Source organism: Paenibacillus sp. FSL R7-0163 (assembly GCF_037969975.1).
Taxonomy (GTDB): domain Bacteria; phylum Bacillota; class Bacilli; order Paenibacillales; family Paenibacillaceae; genus Paenibacillus_AQ; species Paenibacillus_AQ odorifer.
In genome coordinates, this window is the sequence record NZ_CP150224.1 from 2,925,394 (window position 1) to 2,941,197 (window position 15,804).

Annotated in this window: 16 protein-coding genes; 2 read left to right on the forward strand and 14 right to left on the reverse strand. The window is 39.1% G+C overall.

What is annotated here, in order from left to right:
• Positions 1-15: 15 nt before the first annotated feature.
• Entirely contained in the window at positions 16-567 is a 552-nt protein-coding gene (locus NST45_RS12845; RefSeq protein ID WP_339825843.1) for a GNAT family N-acetyltransferase, read from the reverse strand.
• 404 nt (positions 568-971) lie between these two features.
• On the opposite strand from NST45_RS12845, the gene NST45_RS12850 reads away from it, so the two are divergent.
• Positions 972-1,775, forward strand: a complete 804-nt coding sequence (locus tag NST45_RS12850; protein ID WP_036678028.1) for a DUF2935 domain-containing protein — start codon at positions 972-974, stop codon at positions 1,773-1,775.
• 382 nt (positions 1,776-2,157) lie between these two features.
• Here the strand turns inward: NST45_RS12850 and NST45_RS12855 are convergent, their stop codons facing one another.
• The 8 genes from NST45_RS12855 to NST45_RS12890 form a co-directional block, all read right to left on the reverse strand.
• Complete coding sequence (locus tag NST45_RS12855) at positions 2,158-2,424, reverse strand: CD3324 family protein (protein WP_038570858.1); 267 nt, start codon at positions 2,422-2,424, stop codon at positions 2,158-2,160.
• A gap of 188 nt (positions 2,425-2,612) precedes the next feature.
• Positions 2,613-4,007 (reverse strand): protoporphyrinogen oxidase, encoded by a 1,395-nt coding sequence (locus tag NST45_RS12860; protein ID WP_339825846.1) that lies wholly within the window; start codon positions 4,005-4,007, stop codon positions 2,613-2,615.
• A 144-nt stretch (positions 4,008-4,151) separates the two neighbouring features.
• Positions 4,152-6,755 carry an FtsX-like permease family protein gene (locus NST45_RS12865; protein WP_339825849.1) on the reverse strand — a complete coding sequence of 868 codons (2,604 nt, stop codon included), beginning with the start codon at positions 6,753-6,755 and terminating at the stop codon, positions 4,152-4,154.
• A complete protein-coding gene (locus NST45_RS12870) occupies positions 6,752-7,435 on the reverse strand; it encodes an ABC transporter ATP-binding protein (RefSeq protein ID WP_036678042.1) in 684 nt (227 codons plus the stop codon). The genes NST45_RS12865 and NST45_RS12870 overlap by 4 nt, the downstream gene beginning before the upstream one ends.
• 95 nt (positions 7,436-7,530) lie before the next feature.
• On the reverse strand, positions 7,531-8,532 hold the full coding sequence (locus tag NST45_RS12875) for a HAMP domain-containing sensor histidine kinase (protein ID WP_038570849.1): 1,002 nt from the start codon (positions 8,530-8,532) through the stop codon (positions 7,531-7,533).
• Between the two features lies 1 nt (position 8,533).
• Positions 8,534-9,217 (reverse strand): response regulator transcription factor, encoded by a 684-nt coding sequence (locus tag NST45_RS12880; RefSeq protein ID WP_036678046.1) that lies wholly within the window; start codon positions 9,215-9,217, stop codon positions 8,534-8,536.
• A gap of 35 nt (positions 9,218-9,252) precedes the next feature.
• Entirely contained in the window at positions 9,253-10,053 is an 801-nt protein-coding gene (locus NST45_RS12885) for a GNAT family N-acetyltransferase (RefSeq protein ID WP_076099297.1), read from the reverse strand.
• A gap of 210 nt (positions 10,054-10,263) precedes the next feature.
• Entirely contained in the window at positions 10,264-11,031 is a 768-nt protein-coding gene (locus tag NST45_RS12890; protein ID WP_036678050.1) for an SDR family NAD(P)-dependent oxidoreductase, read from the reverse strand.
• 258 nt (positions 11,032-11,289) lie between these two features.
• Here NST45_RS12890 and NST45_RS12895 point away from each other — a divergent pair, with 258 nt between their 5' ends.
• The gene (locus tag NST45_RS12895) at positions 11,290-11,898 is read left to right on the forward strand and encodes a TetR/AcrR family transcriptional regulator (RefSeq protein ID WP_038570842.1); all 609 of its coding nucleotides are present in this window, start codon (positions 11,290-11,292) and stop codon (positions 11,896-11,898) included.
• Between the two features lie 103 nt (positions 11,899-12,001).
• On the opposite strand, the gene NST45_RS12900 is transcribed toward NST45_RS12895, so the two are convergent.
• The 5 genes from NST45_RS12900 to NST45_RS12920 form a co-directional block, all read right to left on the reverse strand.
• Entirely contained in the window at positions 12,002-12,319 is a 318-nt protein-coding gene (locus tag NST45_RS12900; RefSeq protein ID WP_038570840.1) for an iron-sulfur cluster biosynthesis family protein, read from the reverse strand.
• Positions 12,320-12,351: 32 nt separating this feature from the next.
• Entirely contained in the window at positions 12,352-14,031 is a 1,680-nt protein-coding gene (ilvB, locus tag NST45_RS12905; protein WP_038570837.1) for a biosynthetic-type acetolactate synthase large subunit, read from the reverse strand.
• A gap of 201 nt (positions 14,032-14,232) precedes the next feature.
• Positions 14,233-14,691: a DMT family transporter gene (locus tag NST45_RS12910; RefSeq protein WP_036678062.1), complete on the reverse strand. Its 459-nt coding sequence runs from the start codon at positions 14,689-14,691 to the stop codon at positions 14,233-14,235.
• A 40-nt stretch (positions 14,692-14,731) separates the two neighbouring features.
• Positions 14,732-15,157 carry a DMT family transporter gene (locus tag NST45_RS12915; RefSeq protein ID WP_036678064.1) on the reverse strand — a complete coding sequence of 142 codons (426 nt, stop codon included), beginning with the start codon at positions 15,155-15,157 and terminating at the stop codon, positions 14,732-14,734.
• A 190-nt stretch (positions 15,158-15,347) separates the two neighbouring features.
• Positions 15,348-15,749 carry an NUDIX domain-containing protein gene (locus NST45_RS12920; RefSeq protein WP_038570834.1) on the reverse strand — a complete coding sequence of 134 codons (402 nt, stop codon included), beginning with the start codon at positions 15,747-15,749 and terminating at the stop codon, positions 15,348-15,350.
• Between the last annotated feature and the right edge of the window lie 55 nt (positions 15,750-15,804).

Genomic DNA, 15,804 nt, shown 5'->3' on the forward strand with positions numbered 1-15,804 from the left:
CGAAATAATCCCCTTTTATGAATTCGATAATTTTGATTGGTTACTAAATGTAAAAATCATCTTTAATTCATCATCATATGACTTCCCGCATTCCTCTAAATAACTATCACCAGTGTATTCTTTTAAAGTTTTCCTCCAAAAATGCTGTGCTCTCCCATTTGTGCCCGTGGGATTTGTTTGCAACTCCCAGTTACCCAAATGAAGCTTAAAGACTTCCTTAGCTGCATATTCAGCAATTCCCTTACCACGGAAGGGCCGTAGAATAAAAAATTCATTCAAATAGAATTCACAAGCAGACGGTGTGTAAGGCGGTGTAGCAACTAATGCAAATCCTACTGGAATATCATTTTCTTTTATTAAATAAGGATACAAAACGCCAGCTTTCTCCCACCAAATGTCGAAGACTTTATTCTGTTCCTTCAGTGTCTGTGTCTCGTCCTCCTCGAATACCCCGTATTGATTAGGAATCGTCCCCCATATTTCTGATAGATTGTGTAAGTATAGTGGGTAGAGGTTGTTAATAATAAACTTCGAGGCACTATCAGTTAAGGTGATTGTGATATTCATATCGTTACCTTCCTACCTTCTATCGAATTTTTGAATATATTAATGGAGATCACTCAAATAACATTCTGTATAATTATCTTTTGTATACTCTGTAAGTACTTTCCGTTAAAATATTATGGCAGAATAACTTTTTATCTTCAATGGTTCAGGAACAAACTTAATCTCCAACATCCCCCACAATTTCTTCTCCATAATTACTTCTTTTCTCAGTATAATTACGACCTCGCTCTAGTTATATGCCATATTCGATTAGAATTAATTTTTATATAATGTCACCATTTATATTTGATAATTAAGCTAAGCGTACCTGTACTTCTATATACTCGACTCGCCTTAACTTCTGCGGATATAGTACAAACCTCTAGCATATTATAATTGTATAAAAATGGGAGGTGTGCTCAGATATGCCGGATCCTTTTGTTTCGAGATCTCTAGATGAAATACGATTCTGGTCACGAATCATGAAAGAACACTCTTTTTTTCTTAAATTAGGGTTTCGTTGTGAAGACACGCAACTAATTAATGAAGCAAACCATTTCTATGCCACATTCGAAGCCATAGAGAATAGATCACTCGGATTTACTGTGGATTCTGATCCAGCAGTAATACGGAAGTTTAATGAGGAAGTTCATAGTGCAGCTTCACATATCTGGGCGTTCAAAAGAAAAATACTAGGTCTAATTCTACAATGTAAGCTTCCAGGCGGAACGAACTTCCCCTTATTAGTGGATCATGTCAGTAGGGAAGCCAACTATTTTCGAAATCGACTGGAAGAACTGAATCAGGGTAGGTTAGATCCTTTACCAGACGCAATTATTAATGAAAATGTATTCTTCCTACGTATAATGGCAGACCATGCTAAATTCATTGGTCATTTATTGGACCCTTCTGAACGTCAACTTGTTGAACAAGCAAGAAATTTCAGCCATGACTTTGATGTTTTGCTGTATCAAGCTATTGATCTTAGCTCCATGCGTCCTCAATCCCAAACCAAACCCCTGCTCAGTCAGCAACTTGACGAGAATAAAGTCTCAGTTAAATCTCTCCGTGACTTTAAGAAAACGGCACGAGATCTTATTGAGGAATGTCGAATAAAGAGCATCATCCATCCATTGCTTGCGGATCATGTATTCCGAGAAGCAGAACGATTCCTGTATATAATTGATGCATTTGAAGCCTCTTTGAATATGAATAAACAAATCGTATAGCATTACATATTTAATGGATAGGGCGACAACTTGTATCAAAAAATACAGGTTGTCGCCCTATCTATCTTTATATTTGACTTCATTAATTCAGTAATCATTCCCAATCGATGTATAGAGATTTAAGCACAAAAAGTAGTTGGTAATTGAGAAAAAACACTTTATAGTAAAACTCAGGGAGGAATAGTAAGTTTATGTAATACGGGATTGCTACCAGTAAATACAAAATCAATAGATAAGGATGATTGAAAATGAAAAGGTTTGGTCGATATTTGATACTATGCACTATGGTTATTGCTCTATTATGGTATTTAAGATTAAATTATAATCAAATTCCAAAAACCACGTCAGAGTTTCCTCTAACGTGGTTTTTTTGGATGATAAGCTATTTTTTTGAATAAACAATTTTCTTGATACTATCTCTAGAAAGGCAATATTCATCTGAAAGCTGGTCAACCGTTGCACCAACAGCAAATCTTAGACAGATTTCGATATTTCTAGATCTTAAGTATTTTCTGCTCCCTGATTTTTCGCCCCATTTTACATGTGATTCTTCAGGCTTAGGGATATAAACCATACCACCGTTGATATATTTCTGAATTTCCTCTAATAATTCTTTTGGGAAAATCGTATCTGCATTTACATATTTCATAATCGCTCTGCTCCTTAAACTTTTTAATGAGTTTGAAGGTAGCAAAGTCTATTCTGTAAACAACCCATGCACACTGCACTAGCGGTAAACTCAATTTTTCGCTCTATACAAACAACCGCCGTTGTTTATAAGTCTAGACTTTGCATAGAGCTGATCGCTAATCTTCTCACGATTGTACACCCTCCTTTTTATTGTATAGTTACTTGTTCCAAAATACGCTCAGCTGTCTTTTCTCCATTCGCAATACAATCCGGAATACCAACTCCATAATAAGAGCATCCGGCAAGGATAACATTAGGATACCTATCTGTCATCTTCTTCTCTAAGGATACTACAATTTGATGATGAAGTTTATGGTAATTTGGCATTACATCATGCCATTTGGTCACATCATAGGTAGCTGGCTGTCCTGTTATCCCGAGACTGGTCTGTATATCTTTCAAAGCCACCTTCAATAGTTCCTCTTCAGATAGCTTGATCAACGAATCATAATGAGGGTTTGAGCTCTTATAAAAGAGTCTGACAAGCAAACGCTGTTGTCCTGACGTATGCTCCCACTTGCGACTTGTCCACGTACACGCATTACATAGAACATCATCGCTGTTGGCAGTGATGAACCCTGTGCCATTCGCAGGCAACTGACTATCAGGGATATTAAATCCTAAATATACACTAATCATTGAACTATTATATAACTGATTGAAATCTTCATTTAGTTCTTCGTCTTGAAGTAGCGCTTGTGCAGTAGAATGCATCGTTCCAAGTACGACAACATCGGAGTCTATGATTCGTCCATCTGCCAAAGTTACCCGGTACTGCTCTCCACGTTTCTCAATTCTCTCGGCACGAATCCCTTTGATGATCTCCGAATTAGAAAGATGTTCTTCCATAGAATCGATCAAGGCAGATACACCTCCCTTGAATGACATGAACTTCTTATCGCCATTTCCTTGAAATTTGGCTTTATTAGCGGATAAACCCTGAATAATACTGCCGTATTCATTCTTATAATCAATCAAATAAGGCAGCGTTGAGGCTATTGTAAGTTCGCTTAGCTTCCCGGAATATACACCTGAAAGAACCGGTGAAATTTGCTTCTCGACAAGTTCTTTTCCAAAGAATGCTTCTAGAAAGTCACCCACGGAATCGTTTTTCGTAAACTTATTATTGGGAGTGTAGAAATCTTTGAGTGCTTCAACCTTTCCTTCAGCTGAGATCAGTTCTGTTGTAGCAAGCGACTCCATACTGAGCGGAATGCCAAAGACTGCATCTTTAGGAATTTGCTTCAGTTTACCTTCTGTATAAATAAAGGATATTCCTGTCGCGTTATATACAACCTCATTTTGTATACCCAACTCTTCAATCAGAGGTGCAACATTCGTTTTACGGGTGACAATAGAATCTGCCCCAGACTCCATAATGAAGTCTTCTTGTTTTAGTGTTCTGATTTTGCCTCCCAGTCTATCGCTGGCTTCAACCAAAATGATTTTTACATCTAGCTTGTTATGCTCTATAGATTTCTGTAAATAGTAAGCGGTAGACAATCCAGTAATTCCCCCGCCAATCACGACAACTGTTCTCAATTCGTTGACACCTACCTCGTGGTTATAATCTGTATCAATTCAATTGTGTACATTATATCATAGGAATTTATAAGAATTTACATACCAACGTGTCAGATATGACACAAAAAAGCCGCGTTAAACGCGGCAATGATGGGCTAATAATTATATATTTTCCTGTTTTAATGCATCAATAATGTTCTCTTTTTTCACTTTTGAGCTTGAATATAACATGGCTGCGCTAACGATGATAAATACAGCCGCTATGACACACAAGATACTCATCCACGGAAGTGTGAATCCATAAGAGAAGCTATTCATCATTGATCTATAGATCAAGTACATAATAACTATACTAATCGGAAGCCCATAAAGTAATGACTTTATTCCATAAAAAACACTTTCGTAATTAATCATTTTATTAAAACCATTTGGCGTCATCCCTACAGACTTCAGCATCGCAAACTCTCTTTTTCGAAGGGATATGCTAGTTGATATCGTATTGAAAATGTTCGCAATCGATATTAAAGTAATTAAAGCAATAAAACCATAGGTGAAAATAGACATTAACATGATCATCTGCTCACTATTTTGTCTATTTTGATACACATTTTGAACATAGATATTACGCTCTTTCATTTCCTCTATGGCTTGCTGTGTCGCTAATGGGTCTGTGCTGTTCAAGTTAAGCCGACTTTGAATATCTTTACTCATCGTATCATTTGTTAGTTTATCGAAGACTTGTTCAGAGACGATGATGTTTATTCCACCAACCATTGCTGAATGTACACCCATGGGACGTTTATCAGTTAGAGCGGCAATTTTTACGGGTAATAAATCCGTCTCTTTTTTTGTATCCCAATCCGTATAAAAAAGATCAAGCTTTTGGCCGACTTCAGAGTGAAAAGCTTTGGTCTCGACAATTTTTTTGGCTTTCTCATCCTCAAAAGTAACCGTATCATTCACAATAGCAGTCATCTGATCAAGCTTCGTTAGTTGTTCATAATTTGTGCCGACCGTTTCTGCATAGGTTTTCAAACTCTGTTCATTTAGTGCATAAATCTGAATGTAGTAAGGATATTTCCCGTTCTTTAGAACACTCTTATCCGCCTGCACAATCTCTTGCAATTCTTTCGCCATATTTTTTTCATCAATCCATGAACTCACACTAAGTTCCCTAGTCACATTATATTCCGTTATATTAGGTAATTTGGATATCGATTTCGTCAACCGATCCACTTTTTGAGCGTCCTCAGTCCCCATATATACTTGGATATCATAGTTCAACCCATCCTGTGAGAGTTCTACCGACCTTGTCATATTAGAAGTGAACGCTGATACAGATAAAAACAAAACGATACTAATGACAAGTGAGAACACGGTTGCTTGGTACCTGCGTTTATTTCTCTTTAAATTCTTCAAACCAATTTCTGCTTCAATACCAAACAATCTGCGCACGAACTTGGATGTTTTCACAGCTTTACCAGAGAGCCTAACATCGGTTGTTTGTCTGATCGCATCAATAGCCGAGATCTTTGAAGCCTTTCTGGCTGGAAGATAAGTGGATATAAAAATTGTCAGTATTGAAACTAAACAAGCGGTTAGTAGAGACAGAGGTGTAACAACTAACGTTAATTTTTCTGTTATGCCTAATACATCTTGAATCATTGAATTGATAAACATAAAAGTGATCCCGATGCCTGCTATTCCGCAAATGATCCCAATGGGGATACTAATTAAACCGATAATCATTCCTTCAAAAAACACTGAATTCTGCTTCTGCCACTTTGTAGCCCCTACGCTGGAGAGCATCCCTAAATGACGTGCACGCTCCGAGACAGAGATCGCAAAAGCATTATAGATTAATGAAACGGAACCAATGATAATCACAACCATAATGATCACTGACAATGAAAGAAGTGTGTTACGTAAGCCATCGTTATTCGTCACACCATAGTAGCGGAGCAGACTATTATTATAAGAGATCGACTCGATATTGTTTTCTTTTGCCAATTCCTCTGCATGCTTGTATATGGAGCTATCCACCTTGTTTAATACTACCGTCGCTGTGGTTTTTTCGGCTGCTCCAATCAAGCTTTCATCCACATAACTTAAGGCAGTATAGCCCGGAGACCATGTTGGTTCCCAAGTAGGACGCTTTATCACTCCCACAATCGTATAGTTCATTGTTTTTTTATGAATAATCTTTTCAAGCAGGGTGTCCTCTTCAGTCCGTAATCGTTCATTCTGAGATAGGGGTTGGCCACTATTTTCATCATCGCTAGTGACACGTTCACCAACATCAAGCGTTAAAGTTTCCCCCATCTTGTAAGGGACTTTTGCATTCTTTGCAATCTCCTCAGAAATGACTACTTCGTGGTTTGTCTTCGGGAGTCTACCTTCCAGCAGTTCAATCGGAAATTGTTTAAAACCAGCTGCATTATATTCCTTGATATACCAATAAGGTTTATTCTCATTCTTCCCACCCTCTAAAGGGGCGTAACCACGATCGTTGGAGATCACTAGTGCTTTTGTCGCATCATCTGTTTCTATCGCTTTGAGCTGAGCTTTAGTAACATTTCTATATTGGACATGCCATTCTCCATTTGTCGAGATACTTTGCTTCTTCATTAATTCCATAAAAGAAAAACCTAAGGTCGCGACAGCCGTTACCATAGCTACAGAAATAATGACTCCAATGATAGTAACCAATGTTCTTCGCTTATTCTGTTTCAAATGTCTTATAGTTAATTTGTTTACGATATTCACGGACGAATCACCTCATCTTTAGCGATCCTTCCATCTTCAATAGTAATGACCCGATCTGCTTGCAAGGCAATACGTTCATCGTGAGTAATAACAATAAGTGTTTGATTGTACGTTTTATTAAACATTTTTAATAATTCAATAATTTCACTACTATTCTTGCTATCTAGATTACCAGTTGGCTCATCTGCCAGCATAATTGCAGGATTACTAATTAACGCTCTGCCTATGGATACCCGCTGCTGCTGTCCGCCTGATAGCTGATTCGGCAGATGTTTTAAACGATTGTCCAGATTCAACGCCTTCACGGTATCCGCAAACTGTTTCTTATCCACCTTATGCTGATCGAGCAGTAACGGTAGTGTGATATTCTCTTCGACCGTCAACACCGGTATGAGATTATAGAACTGATAAATCAGACCAATTTGTCTGCGTCTAAAGATCGCCAGCTGTGTTTCATTCAAATCGTAAATATCCGTGTTATCTACAAATACTTTGCCGCTTGTCGGTCTATCCACTCCACCTAATAAATGCAGAATGGTTGATTTTCCTGAGCCAGATGGTCCGATAATCGCTACGAATTCACCTTTTTTAATTGAAAACGATACGTCATCCAGAGCCTTTACTGCAGTCTCGCCTTTACCATATGTTTTAGACAGATGTTCAATCTTTAAAATATCCATTGTTAGACCTCCATTTGTTGATGAGATCAGTATATCTGTCTACAATGACTCTCCAGTGACTCTTAAGTGACATTCTAGTCACTAAGCTATAAGTGTTAAATCACTTGCTTGTAAAATTTGATCTGAAATTGTGTACCCTTCCCTACTTCACTCATCACATCAATCGTTCCGTTTTGTTCAGTGATAATACTTTGCGCCAAGGCAAGTCCAATTCCAATGCTGTCTTCGTTTGCATTTGTCCCCTTGTAGAATCGTTTGAAAATATAGGGGATCTCTGCCTTAGGAATTCCTTTGCCATTATCAGTAATGACAATTTCCGTGAACAGCGTGTTTTCTGCAAAAGAAATCGTGATCACTCCCCCAGCAGGTGTATGCTCTACACAGTTTTTCAGAATATTAATCATCGCCTCAGTTGTCCAATTGTAATCGCCTATGAATGAGGTAGCGTCTTCTCCTTCGATTTGGATCCGTTGCTCCTTAATATCCATTGGAATCAGTATGGGCTCCATAGATTTCTGAACAAGCCTCTTTACTTTTATTGAATCTTTTTTAAATTGAATGGTTCCGGCATCGATCTTTGAGAACTTTAATAATGAAGAAACCAGCCAGCCAATCCGATCGAGCTGAAGACTGATTTTCCGCGTAAATTCCATTCTTTTCTCAACGTTCAGTTCAGGGTCGCTTAATAAATCTGCCATCACGGTCATGGAGGTAAGTGGTGTTTTGAGCTGATGGGAGATGTCGGAGATCGCATTGGTAAGCTTTATTTTATCCTCTTGCAACAGCAAACGCTGCTCCGATAACATCAACGTCACCTTATAAATATCATTTTTCAGAATACTAAGCTCGCCTTCCTGATTATCACGAACATCGAGCGAATAATTACCGCTGCTAATTTGACGTAGATACCCTGAAAGCTTCTCAATTTCGCGGTATCTCCAGCGGGTAAATAATAAACAACAACCTATAAGCAGAACTGAAGTTACCGCCGTGATCCCCATCGCCCCTGATGAAATAAATGCCGTTACTATAATCGCCAGAAGGCTGATCGTAGACATCGTTAGTAATAACCATCTAAATTCTTTGTTACGTAACATCCTAATCACCAACCTTATACCCTAAACCGCGTACTGTTTTGATTAAGGTGGGCTCTTGCGGGTTATCCTCTAACTTTTCCCGTAAGCGTTTAATATACACAGACAATGTATTATCATTTACAAATTCTCCGGCGACATCCCAAATCCGCTCTAACAATTGATTTCTGGAAAGGACTTGTCCCACATGATTAGCAAATATCAGAAGCAGACGATATTCTAATGCTGTTAGCAGAACTTCATTGCCGTTCTTATACACTTTTCCTTCTAGCGTATTAATCCGTACATTCTCTAGTTCAAAATTAGACGGGGTCTGAGCCTGCTTGTTATATCTCCTTAACACCGATTTAATGCGTGATAACAGCTCACGAATCCGAAATGGCTTAGTTATGTAATCGTCTGCTCCCATATCAAGTCCCATCACTACATTGACCTCATCATCAATCGCAGTTAAAAAGATGACCGGAATATCGCTCCGCTCCTTCACGATCTTACACAGATCATATCCGCTGCCATCCGGTAGAGAGAGATCAAAAATGCAAAGTGTTACTTCAGATATCTGCTCCGCCAACACCCTCCTAGCAGAGGTTGCATCATAACATAAAATAGTTTCAAAATGATCCTGCTGCAAGGAATATTCAAGTCCTGACGCAATGGTTCTATCGTCCTCTACGAGCAATATTTTCATATATGTTCATCCTAACCTAATAATTTGCGAAACCGTCATATTGAAAAAGCGCTACACTTATATTGATGAATTTGCTGAAATCCTAAACGAAGAGCTAGCTTTTGGGAAGCTTCATTATCTAATGAACAGTCCCAATAAGGTGTAAAACCATTTGCAAGTATATCTCCCGCTACTAAAGCCGCTAAATGGGTCCCCACTCCTCTATTCTGATACTTGGAGAGGGTTTCAATTCCGATAGCATGAGTATCCACAGTAACGAAACTAGAATAACATACACCAATGATCTCAGCTCCCTCAATAGCAGCATATCCATAGCCTGTTGCCTTAAAGCCTTTTTTCGATGACCAGAATAAATCAATATTCTCATGTACAAATTCCATGTGCTTTAAATCTAAGTTCTCCCAATCCTGTATTTTAAGATTTATAGTTCTAATCCCATTATTAAGGGACTCAGCGGGCTTGTGGAATAACTTGAACACCATTTGTTCAAAAGGATATAGCTTCCTAGAAGGAAACATCAATGCCAGATTCCATTCATCGTGTTGACCTGAGACTTCAAAATACTCCAGCCCAAGCTTTTTCATCCTCGGTGCAATATGACTGGATACATAACTATCTAAGCTTTTGATAAATATCTCATTGGTGTGATCGCCTATAATATAAAATCCTTGCATCCCCTTACTCCATACCAACGCGCTTTTCGGTGTTACAAGTTGATCTACAAAAATCCAGCCCGGATTATTTCCCTCGATGATGGAGAGAATTTCAGGATGAATAGGAGCACCTGTAAGTAACGGTTTCACTTCAATAAAATCCTGTTGAGATAATTCAAGCATATGAACACTCCTCGCCAACAATTTATCTAAATAACTGAGCAATACTTAAAAGAATAATTCCCCTTTGTATATTCTATAAGATAATTCAACAGATTGCTTATTATTAAATCCGATCCGGGTATCCTAAATAAAAAAGAATTGAACCCAATGCTTAACGCACAGGCCCAATCCTTTATTTGGAGTATCCATGATGACCGAAATCAGCTTGCATTATTGACCTATCATACCACCGTCGACTGTATATAGAGAACCCGTTACGAATGAAGCCTCATCCGACAGAAGGAAGTTCATCACAGCGGCAACTTCTTGCGGTTCACCGTAGCGACCCATTGGTGTTGCAGCTTCGTTAGCTGCCTTGTATTCTTCTGCACTTCCGAAATTATTCTCAATTTTACGCATCATTTGTGTATTGATCGTTCCTGGCAGTACCGCATTAACACGAATGCCAAGTGGTGCAAGCTCATTTGCAGCTACGCGAGTCAGACCAATTACAGCATGCTTAGACATAATGTAAGGGGCCATGCCTGGTGCGCCCATGAGTCCTGCCAGAGAAGAAGTGTTCAGAATAGCACCTGAGTTTTGTTTTTTCATCACAGGAATTACATAGTGTAGTCCAAGAAATACACCACGTACATTGACGTTGTATACAAGATCAAGTGCTTTGACGTTAAGCTCTTCGATTTGACCTGCTGGACCTTCAATTCCGGCATTGTTTGCAAAATAATCAATGGCACCAAATTTTTCTACCGCTTTATTAACATAATTCTGAACGTCTTCTTCATTAGAGACATCCGCAGCTACAGCTAAAGAGTTAGATTCATTTAAGCCTAAATCTTGGATAACATTTTTTATCGCTTCTTCATTCAGATCGACAAGTACAAGATTCAGTTTACGATCAGACAATCGACGGGCAAGCTCCTTACCGATTCCTCCTGCAGCTCCAGTAATTACAGCAGTTTTTACATATGATTCACTCATTGTATATTCGCATCCTTTGTTATGAATTGGCTATATATTATAGTCTTAGGAGATGGGATAACCTATCTCTATTACTAGAGTACACCCCATTAGTTAATCTGTTCAATAATCAGAATTTTAATCAATGTCGCCTAACCAACAGAACTGATCTCTGTGTTTACTTATGTCTAAATCTTGAACATTGGCTGATCTTTTGTTACTTTTAAAGTAGGAATTATAAATGAACGATAAAAAGATCATAGCTGGGGGTAGTTTTTTTTGATACAGGAAGAGCATGAAGACAGAAGAACCAGAAGAACACGCCAAGCTCTGAAATCTGCATTCGTTGAACTAATATTGGAAAATAGTTATGATTCAGTTACGATATTGGACGTGACTAATCGAGCGGATTACAATCGAGGGACTTTTTATAAGCATTTTGAGAGTAAAGAGGCTTTGCTTAAGGAAATACATGATGAATTTCTACAGGGCATAGGTGAAGCGCTAATAGACCCTTATGAGGGATTGGATCGTATTGAGGCAACAGAGGTTTTCCCTTCCATTTTGCAATTGTTCGAATATATTGAGGGGCATAAAGCTGAGTTTTTGGCCTTATCCGCTGTGGAACGTGGGAAAATGACTGTTGAACTGTTCGACCGTTTACGGGAATCCATGCGTGAGGATATGCGGATTGAGATAGAAGCTGATGCTGCTCCCGTGGATTATGAAATTATGTTGAGTTACCAAATGTCTGCTACAGTAGGTGTCATTATGCACTGGGCTGAAGTCAATTTCAAATATTCGGCGAGCTATATGGCAGAACAGTTAATTACACTGGTTAACAGCAAAATAGACCATATAGCGTTTATGAAAAAATCAAATGGATAAGAAACGAAACGCAAGCAGCTAATACGGAAACAAAAATTCAAGAAACCAGAGCATTGAGAGATGATCTCAAATGCTCTGGTTTTTTAGTGTAGCAGTGCTCTACTCAGCGAATATCTTTTACTCGAATATTATTTCCTAACAGACTGGCATCACTACTTAATTTAAATGTAGGGTAATTTGCATCTGCTTCAAGTCGCATCTGTTCATCAAATAAAGATTCCTGTTGACGATCAACAAAAAATGTAAAAGGCTCTTTCTGAACTTCAATATCTGTAGCATAGGGTTCACTAATGATCTGAATTACGATCACGCCATTACAACCACAACCCTCTGTATCGAAGAACAATTTAAAATCACCTGGCCGTTCCCCAAGGTTCTCTTTTAACTTATCTACTGTTAGTGCGTTTAGTTCTATGTGCATAAGATACTCTACTCCTTATTTTGTAATTTAGACTACCCTTCAATCGATTCATCGTTGCTTGCCCCAGGCGGGACAATTGGATAGACATTTGTTTCTTCGATGACATCAAATTCCATAATAGCAGGACCTTCGGTATTCATAGCATGTTGGATTATGGCTTTAGCCTCTTCTTTAGTGCTGGCTTGATAACCTTGTGCACCAAAGGATTTAGCGAGTGCGGCAAAGTCAGGTGAACTAATCTGTACGGCTGAGTATCTTTTGTTCAAGAATAGTTCCTGCCACTGACGCACCATTCCTAAATAACCATTTTTCAAAATAACTACTTTTACATTGAGCTGCAAATCTACAGCTGTCATGATTTCCTGCATATTCATTTGAAAGCTTCCATCCCCACTTATACATACAACCTGCCGTTCCGGAAAAGCAACTGCTGCTCCAATAGCTGCAGGAAACCCGTAACCCATAGTACCCAATCCTCCAGAGGTTAGAAAGGTACGCGGCTTTTTAAAATTATAGTGATGTGCTGTCCAGATTTGATGTTGTCCTACATCCGTGGAAATAATAGCATCGGAGACAGTTGCATGATCAACGTACCGAATAACGTCTTGAGGTGTCAATCTCGATTCATGATGATCTCTAAATGGTTGAATTGGACATCTGCTCCATTTATTGATCTGGTCATGCCATTCAGGAATCTTTCTATCTGATAAGCGATTAAGCATTTCCTGTAATACGTTTGTTATAGAATCACAAAGAGCTAGATCCATCTCTATATTTTTATCAAATTCAGCTTCATCTATGTCCACTTGGATTTTATACGAATGAGGAGAGAACGCTCTGCGTTTTCCTGTTACACGATCACTAAATCTGACGCCGAGACAAACTAGAACATCAGCTGCTTGTATAGCGCGGTTCGCGGCCACCGTTCCATGCATACCTACCATTCCTAAGTGCAATGGATGATCAGATGGAAACGCCCCTATACCCATCAGAGTAGAAGCAACTGGAAGATCGAGGCGTTCTGCCAAATTAAGCAATAAGGAAGGGGTTTCACCTGCTACACATCCCCCGCCGATCAATAGTAAGGGTCTGGCAGCATTCCGAAGTTTCTCCGCCATCGTATCCAAGTCATTCCCATTAGACTGATTAGCAACTGAATATCCACGAATAGAAACAAATGATTGTTGTTCGGGAATTTCGTATATTATTGGAGTTGTGTCCATCATAACATTTTTAGGCAGATCAATAAGAACTGGGCCAGGACGTCCTGTAGTTGCCAAATAAAAAGCTTCATCAATGATGCGTGGGAGATCACTCTTATTCATTACTATGTAATTATGCTTCGTGATGGACATGGTCATGCCATAAATATCAACCTCCTGAAAGCTGTCTAATCCAATCATATCCGTGGGGACCTGACCAGTTAGTACAATCAGTGGAATGGAGTCCATAAAAGCTGTCGCTATCCCAGTTATAGCATTGGTGGCTCCAGGACCACTAGTTACGAGTGTAACGCCTACACTTCCTGTCGCTCTCGCGTAACCATCTGCGGCATGTACTGCAGCCTGTTCATGCCGTACTAAAATATGCTCTAATCCTTCACAATCGAACAATGCATCATATACAGGCAGTACAGCCCCACCGGGGTAACCAAAAATCGTTGAAATACCTTTCCTCAATAACAAGTCTACTAACAATTCTGCTCCCGACATTAGATAATTTCTCCTTTCCTTCTATGCTCCAGATTTACTGCTTTGGCAAAGTATAAATCGATTTTCTTCTCCTCTCGTGTGACTGCCATCACTTCTAATTTGACAGTCATGCGTCCGAGAATAGGTTATTCATAACAAAAAAAAGCATGAACCCTATGGGTCCACGCTTACAAATTTATTAGCTCTATTTAGAGGATTGATTTAAGCCGACTTTTGAGTCTCCCGGGCACCGCCTAGCTTAAACACTAGAATACCGCCAACAATCACAAGTACTCCGACCAACTGCTTCCAAGTGAAAGGAACCTTCTCAAGCCCTAACCAGCCGAGGGAATCCCACAATAAAGCGAATCCAAGCTGAGAGATTAACACGATAGAGATCGCATAGGTTGGTCCAAGCCGCTTGGTCCCTTGCACGAGACAGATTACAACTCCCACTCCGATCAACCCGCTGATCCAATACCAGGGCTCCATGTTTCGCAAAGTAAATATACGGTTGCCTTCAAAGATAAGACTCATGATAAAAGAAGCCAGAAATCCCATGCCTAACACTAATGTCGTTGTAGCCCAAGATCCAACCTTCTCATTAACCTTCGTATTAAATATATTTTGCAGGCTCACTAGTGAGCCCGCGATAAGCGCTAATATCAAACCTATAATCATAACTTCATTCCTCCATTTATCGATTGTCCATCAGGATCATTTAGAATTTCAGGATCACGACGCCAGCAATCATTAACGCGATACCGATAAATTGTGGCAGTCTCATCTTTCGTTTTTCCATCCCGAACCAGCCTTTAATATCGATGATGAAGGTCAAGCATAGCTGAGCAATCAGCAATGTGGATATCGTAAACGTTACACCAATCTGCTGAATAGCTGTTACCTCACTGAAAATAATGACTGCGGCAAAGGCGCCGCCAATCAAATATAAAGGTTTTACCTGTTTAAAGCCCTGTGATTTGCCATCTCGGACGAACAGCAGGATTAATAAGGACATTATAAACCCAGTTAGCTGTGTAATTGTCGCAGCTTGCCAAGTCCCAATATCTTGACTAATTCGAGCATTAGATACTCCTTGCAGAGTGATACAAGCCCCCGCTAAAAACGCAAATATAATTCCTCTCATTTCTCTCTCTCCTCAATTTCGATCTCTTACATATTAAAAAGCAATTCAGGTCTTTAAAAAAGGACATCTGTCCTAAACCAAAATAAACGATGTTGTTGCCCCTATAAGCCTTTCGTATATTTTCAAAAAAAAGACCGCCTCAAGCCATCTCTTAGGCTTAAAACGGGCTTTCAGAACTTTAAATTGTAGATTAGGAAAGTAATTTATGCTCATGCAATTGATCAAAAATGATCTGTGTAACGACAGAAACTCGATTTCGATCCTTATAAGATAACCAGGATAACTCATCAATTTCCGACGCAGGACTAAGTGAACCTTCAAAATCCGCGATATAACATGTCATTTTAACTATGACGCCTTCAGCTTTACCGTGAGCTTCCGCTTCAAAGGTTCCAAAATAGGAGATGGTTTCTGGTTTAATACGAACAGAGATCTCTTCCTCGATTTCCCGCACGAGCGTCTCCTCGTCTGTTTCTCCAGCTTCTCTTTTTCCTCCAGGCAAATAATAGGTATCTTTCCCTGTGGAACGCGCACACAAAACTTGTCCATTCTGAAAATGAATCCATGCAATTTTATCAATGATAGTAGTCATAAAGTTCTCCCCATATTTTTTCTGATAATTATATCATACAGCCAAGACCATCTAT

Excerpts from the sequence above, each read along its gene's own strand:
- NST45_RS12845 (WP_339825843.1), bottom strand. The coding sequence starts at position 567 with ATGAATATCACAATCACCTTAACTGATAGTGCCTCGAAGTTTATTATT.
- NST45_RS12850 (WP_036678028.1), top strand. The coding sequence starts at position 972 with ATGCCGGATCCTTTTGTTTCGAGATCTCTAGATGAAATACGATTCTGG.
- NST45_RS12855 (WP_038570858.1), bottom strand. The coding sequence starts at position 2,424 with ATGAAATATGTAAATGCAGATACGATTTTCCCAAAAGAATTATTAGAG.
- NST45_RS12870 (WP_036678042.1), bottom strand. The coding sequence starts at position 7,435 with ATGGATATTTTAAAGATTGAACATCTGTCTAAAACATATGGTAAAGGC.
- NST45_RS12875 (WP_038570849.1), bottom strand. The coding sequence starts at position 8,532 with ATGTTACGTAACAAAGAATTTAGATGGTTATTACTAACGATGTCTACG.
- NST45_RS12880 (WP_036678046.1), bottom strand. The coding sequence starts at position 9,217 with ATGAAAATATTGCTCGTAGAGGACGATAGAACCATTGCGTCAGGACTT.
- NST45_RS12885 (WP_076099297.1), bottom strand. The coding sequence starts at position 10,053 with ATGCTTGAATTATCTCAACAGGATTTTATTGAAGTGAAACCGTTACTT.
- NST45_RS12890 (WP_036678050.1), bottom strand. The coding sequence starts at position 11,031 with ATGAGTGAATCATATGTAAAAACTGCTGTAATTACTGGAGCTGCAGGA.
- NST45_RS12900 (WP_038570840.1), bottom strand. The coding sequence starts at position 12,319 with ATGCACATAGAACTAAACGCACTAACAGTAGATAAGTTAAAAGAGAAC.
- ilvB (WP_038570837.1), bottom strand. The coding sequence starts at position 14,031 with ATGTCGGGAGCAGAATTGTTAGTAGACTTGTTATTGAGGAAAGGTATT.
- NST45_RS12910 (WP_036678062.1), bottom strand. The coding sequence starts at position 14,691 with ATGATTATAGGTTTGATATTAGCGCTTATCGCGGGCTCACTAGTGAGC.
- NST45_RS12915 (WP_036678064.1), bottom strand. The coding sequence starts at position 15,157 with ATGAGAGGAATTATATTTGCGTTTTTAGCGGGGGCTTGTATCACTCTG.
- NST45_RS12920 (WP_038570834.1), bottom strand. The coding sequence starts at position 15,749 with ATGACTACTATCATTGATAAAATTGCATGGATTCATTTTCAGAATGGA.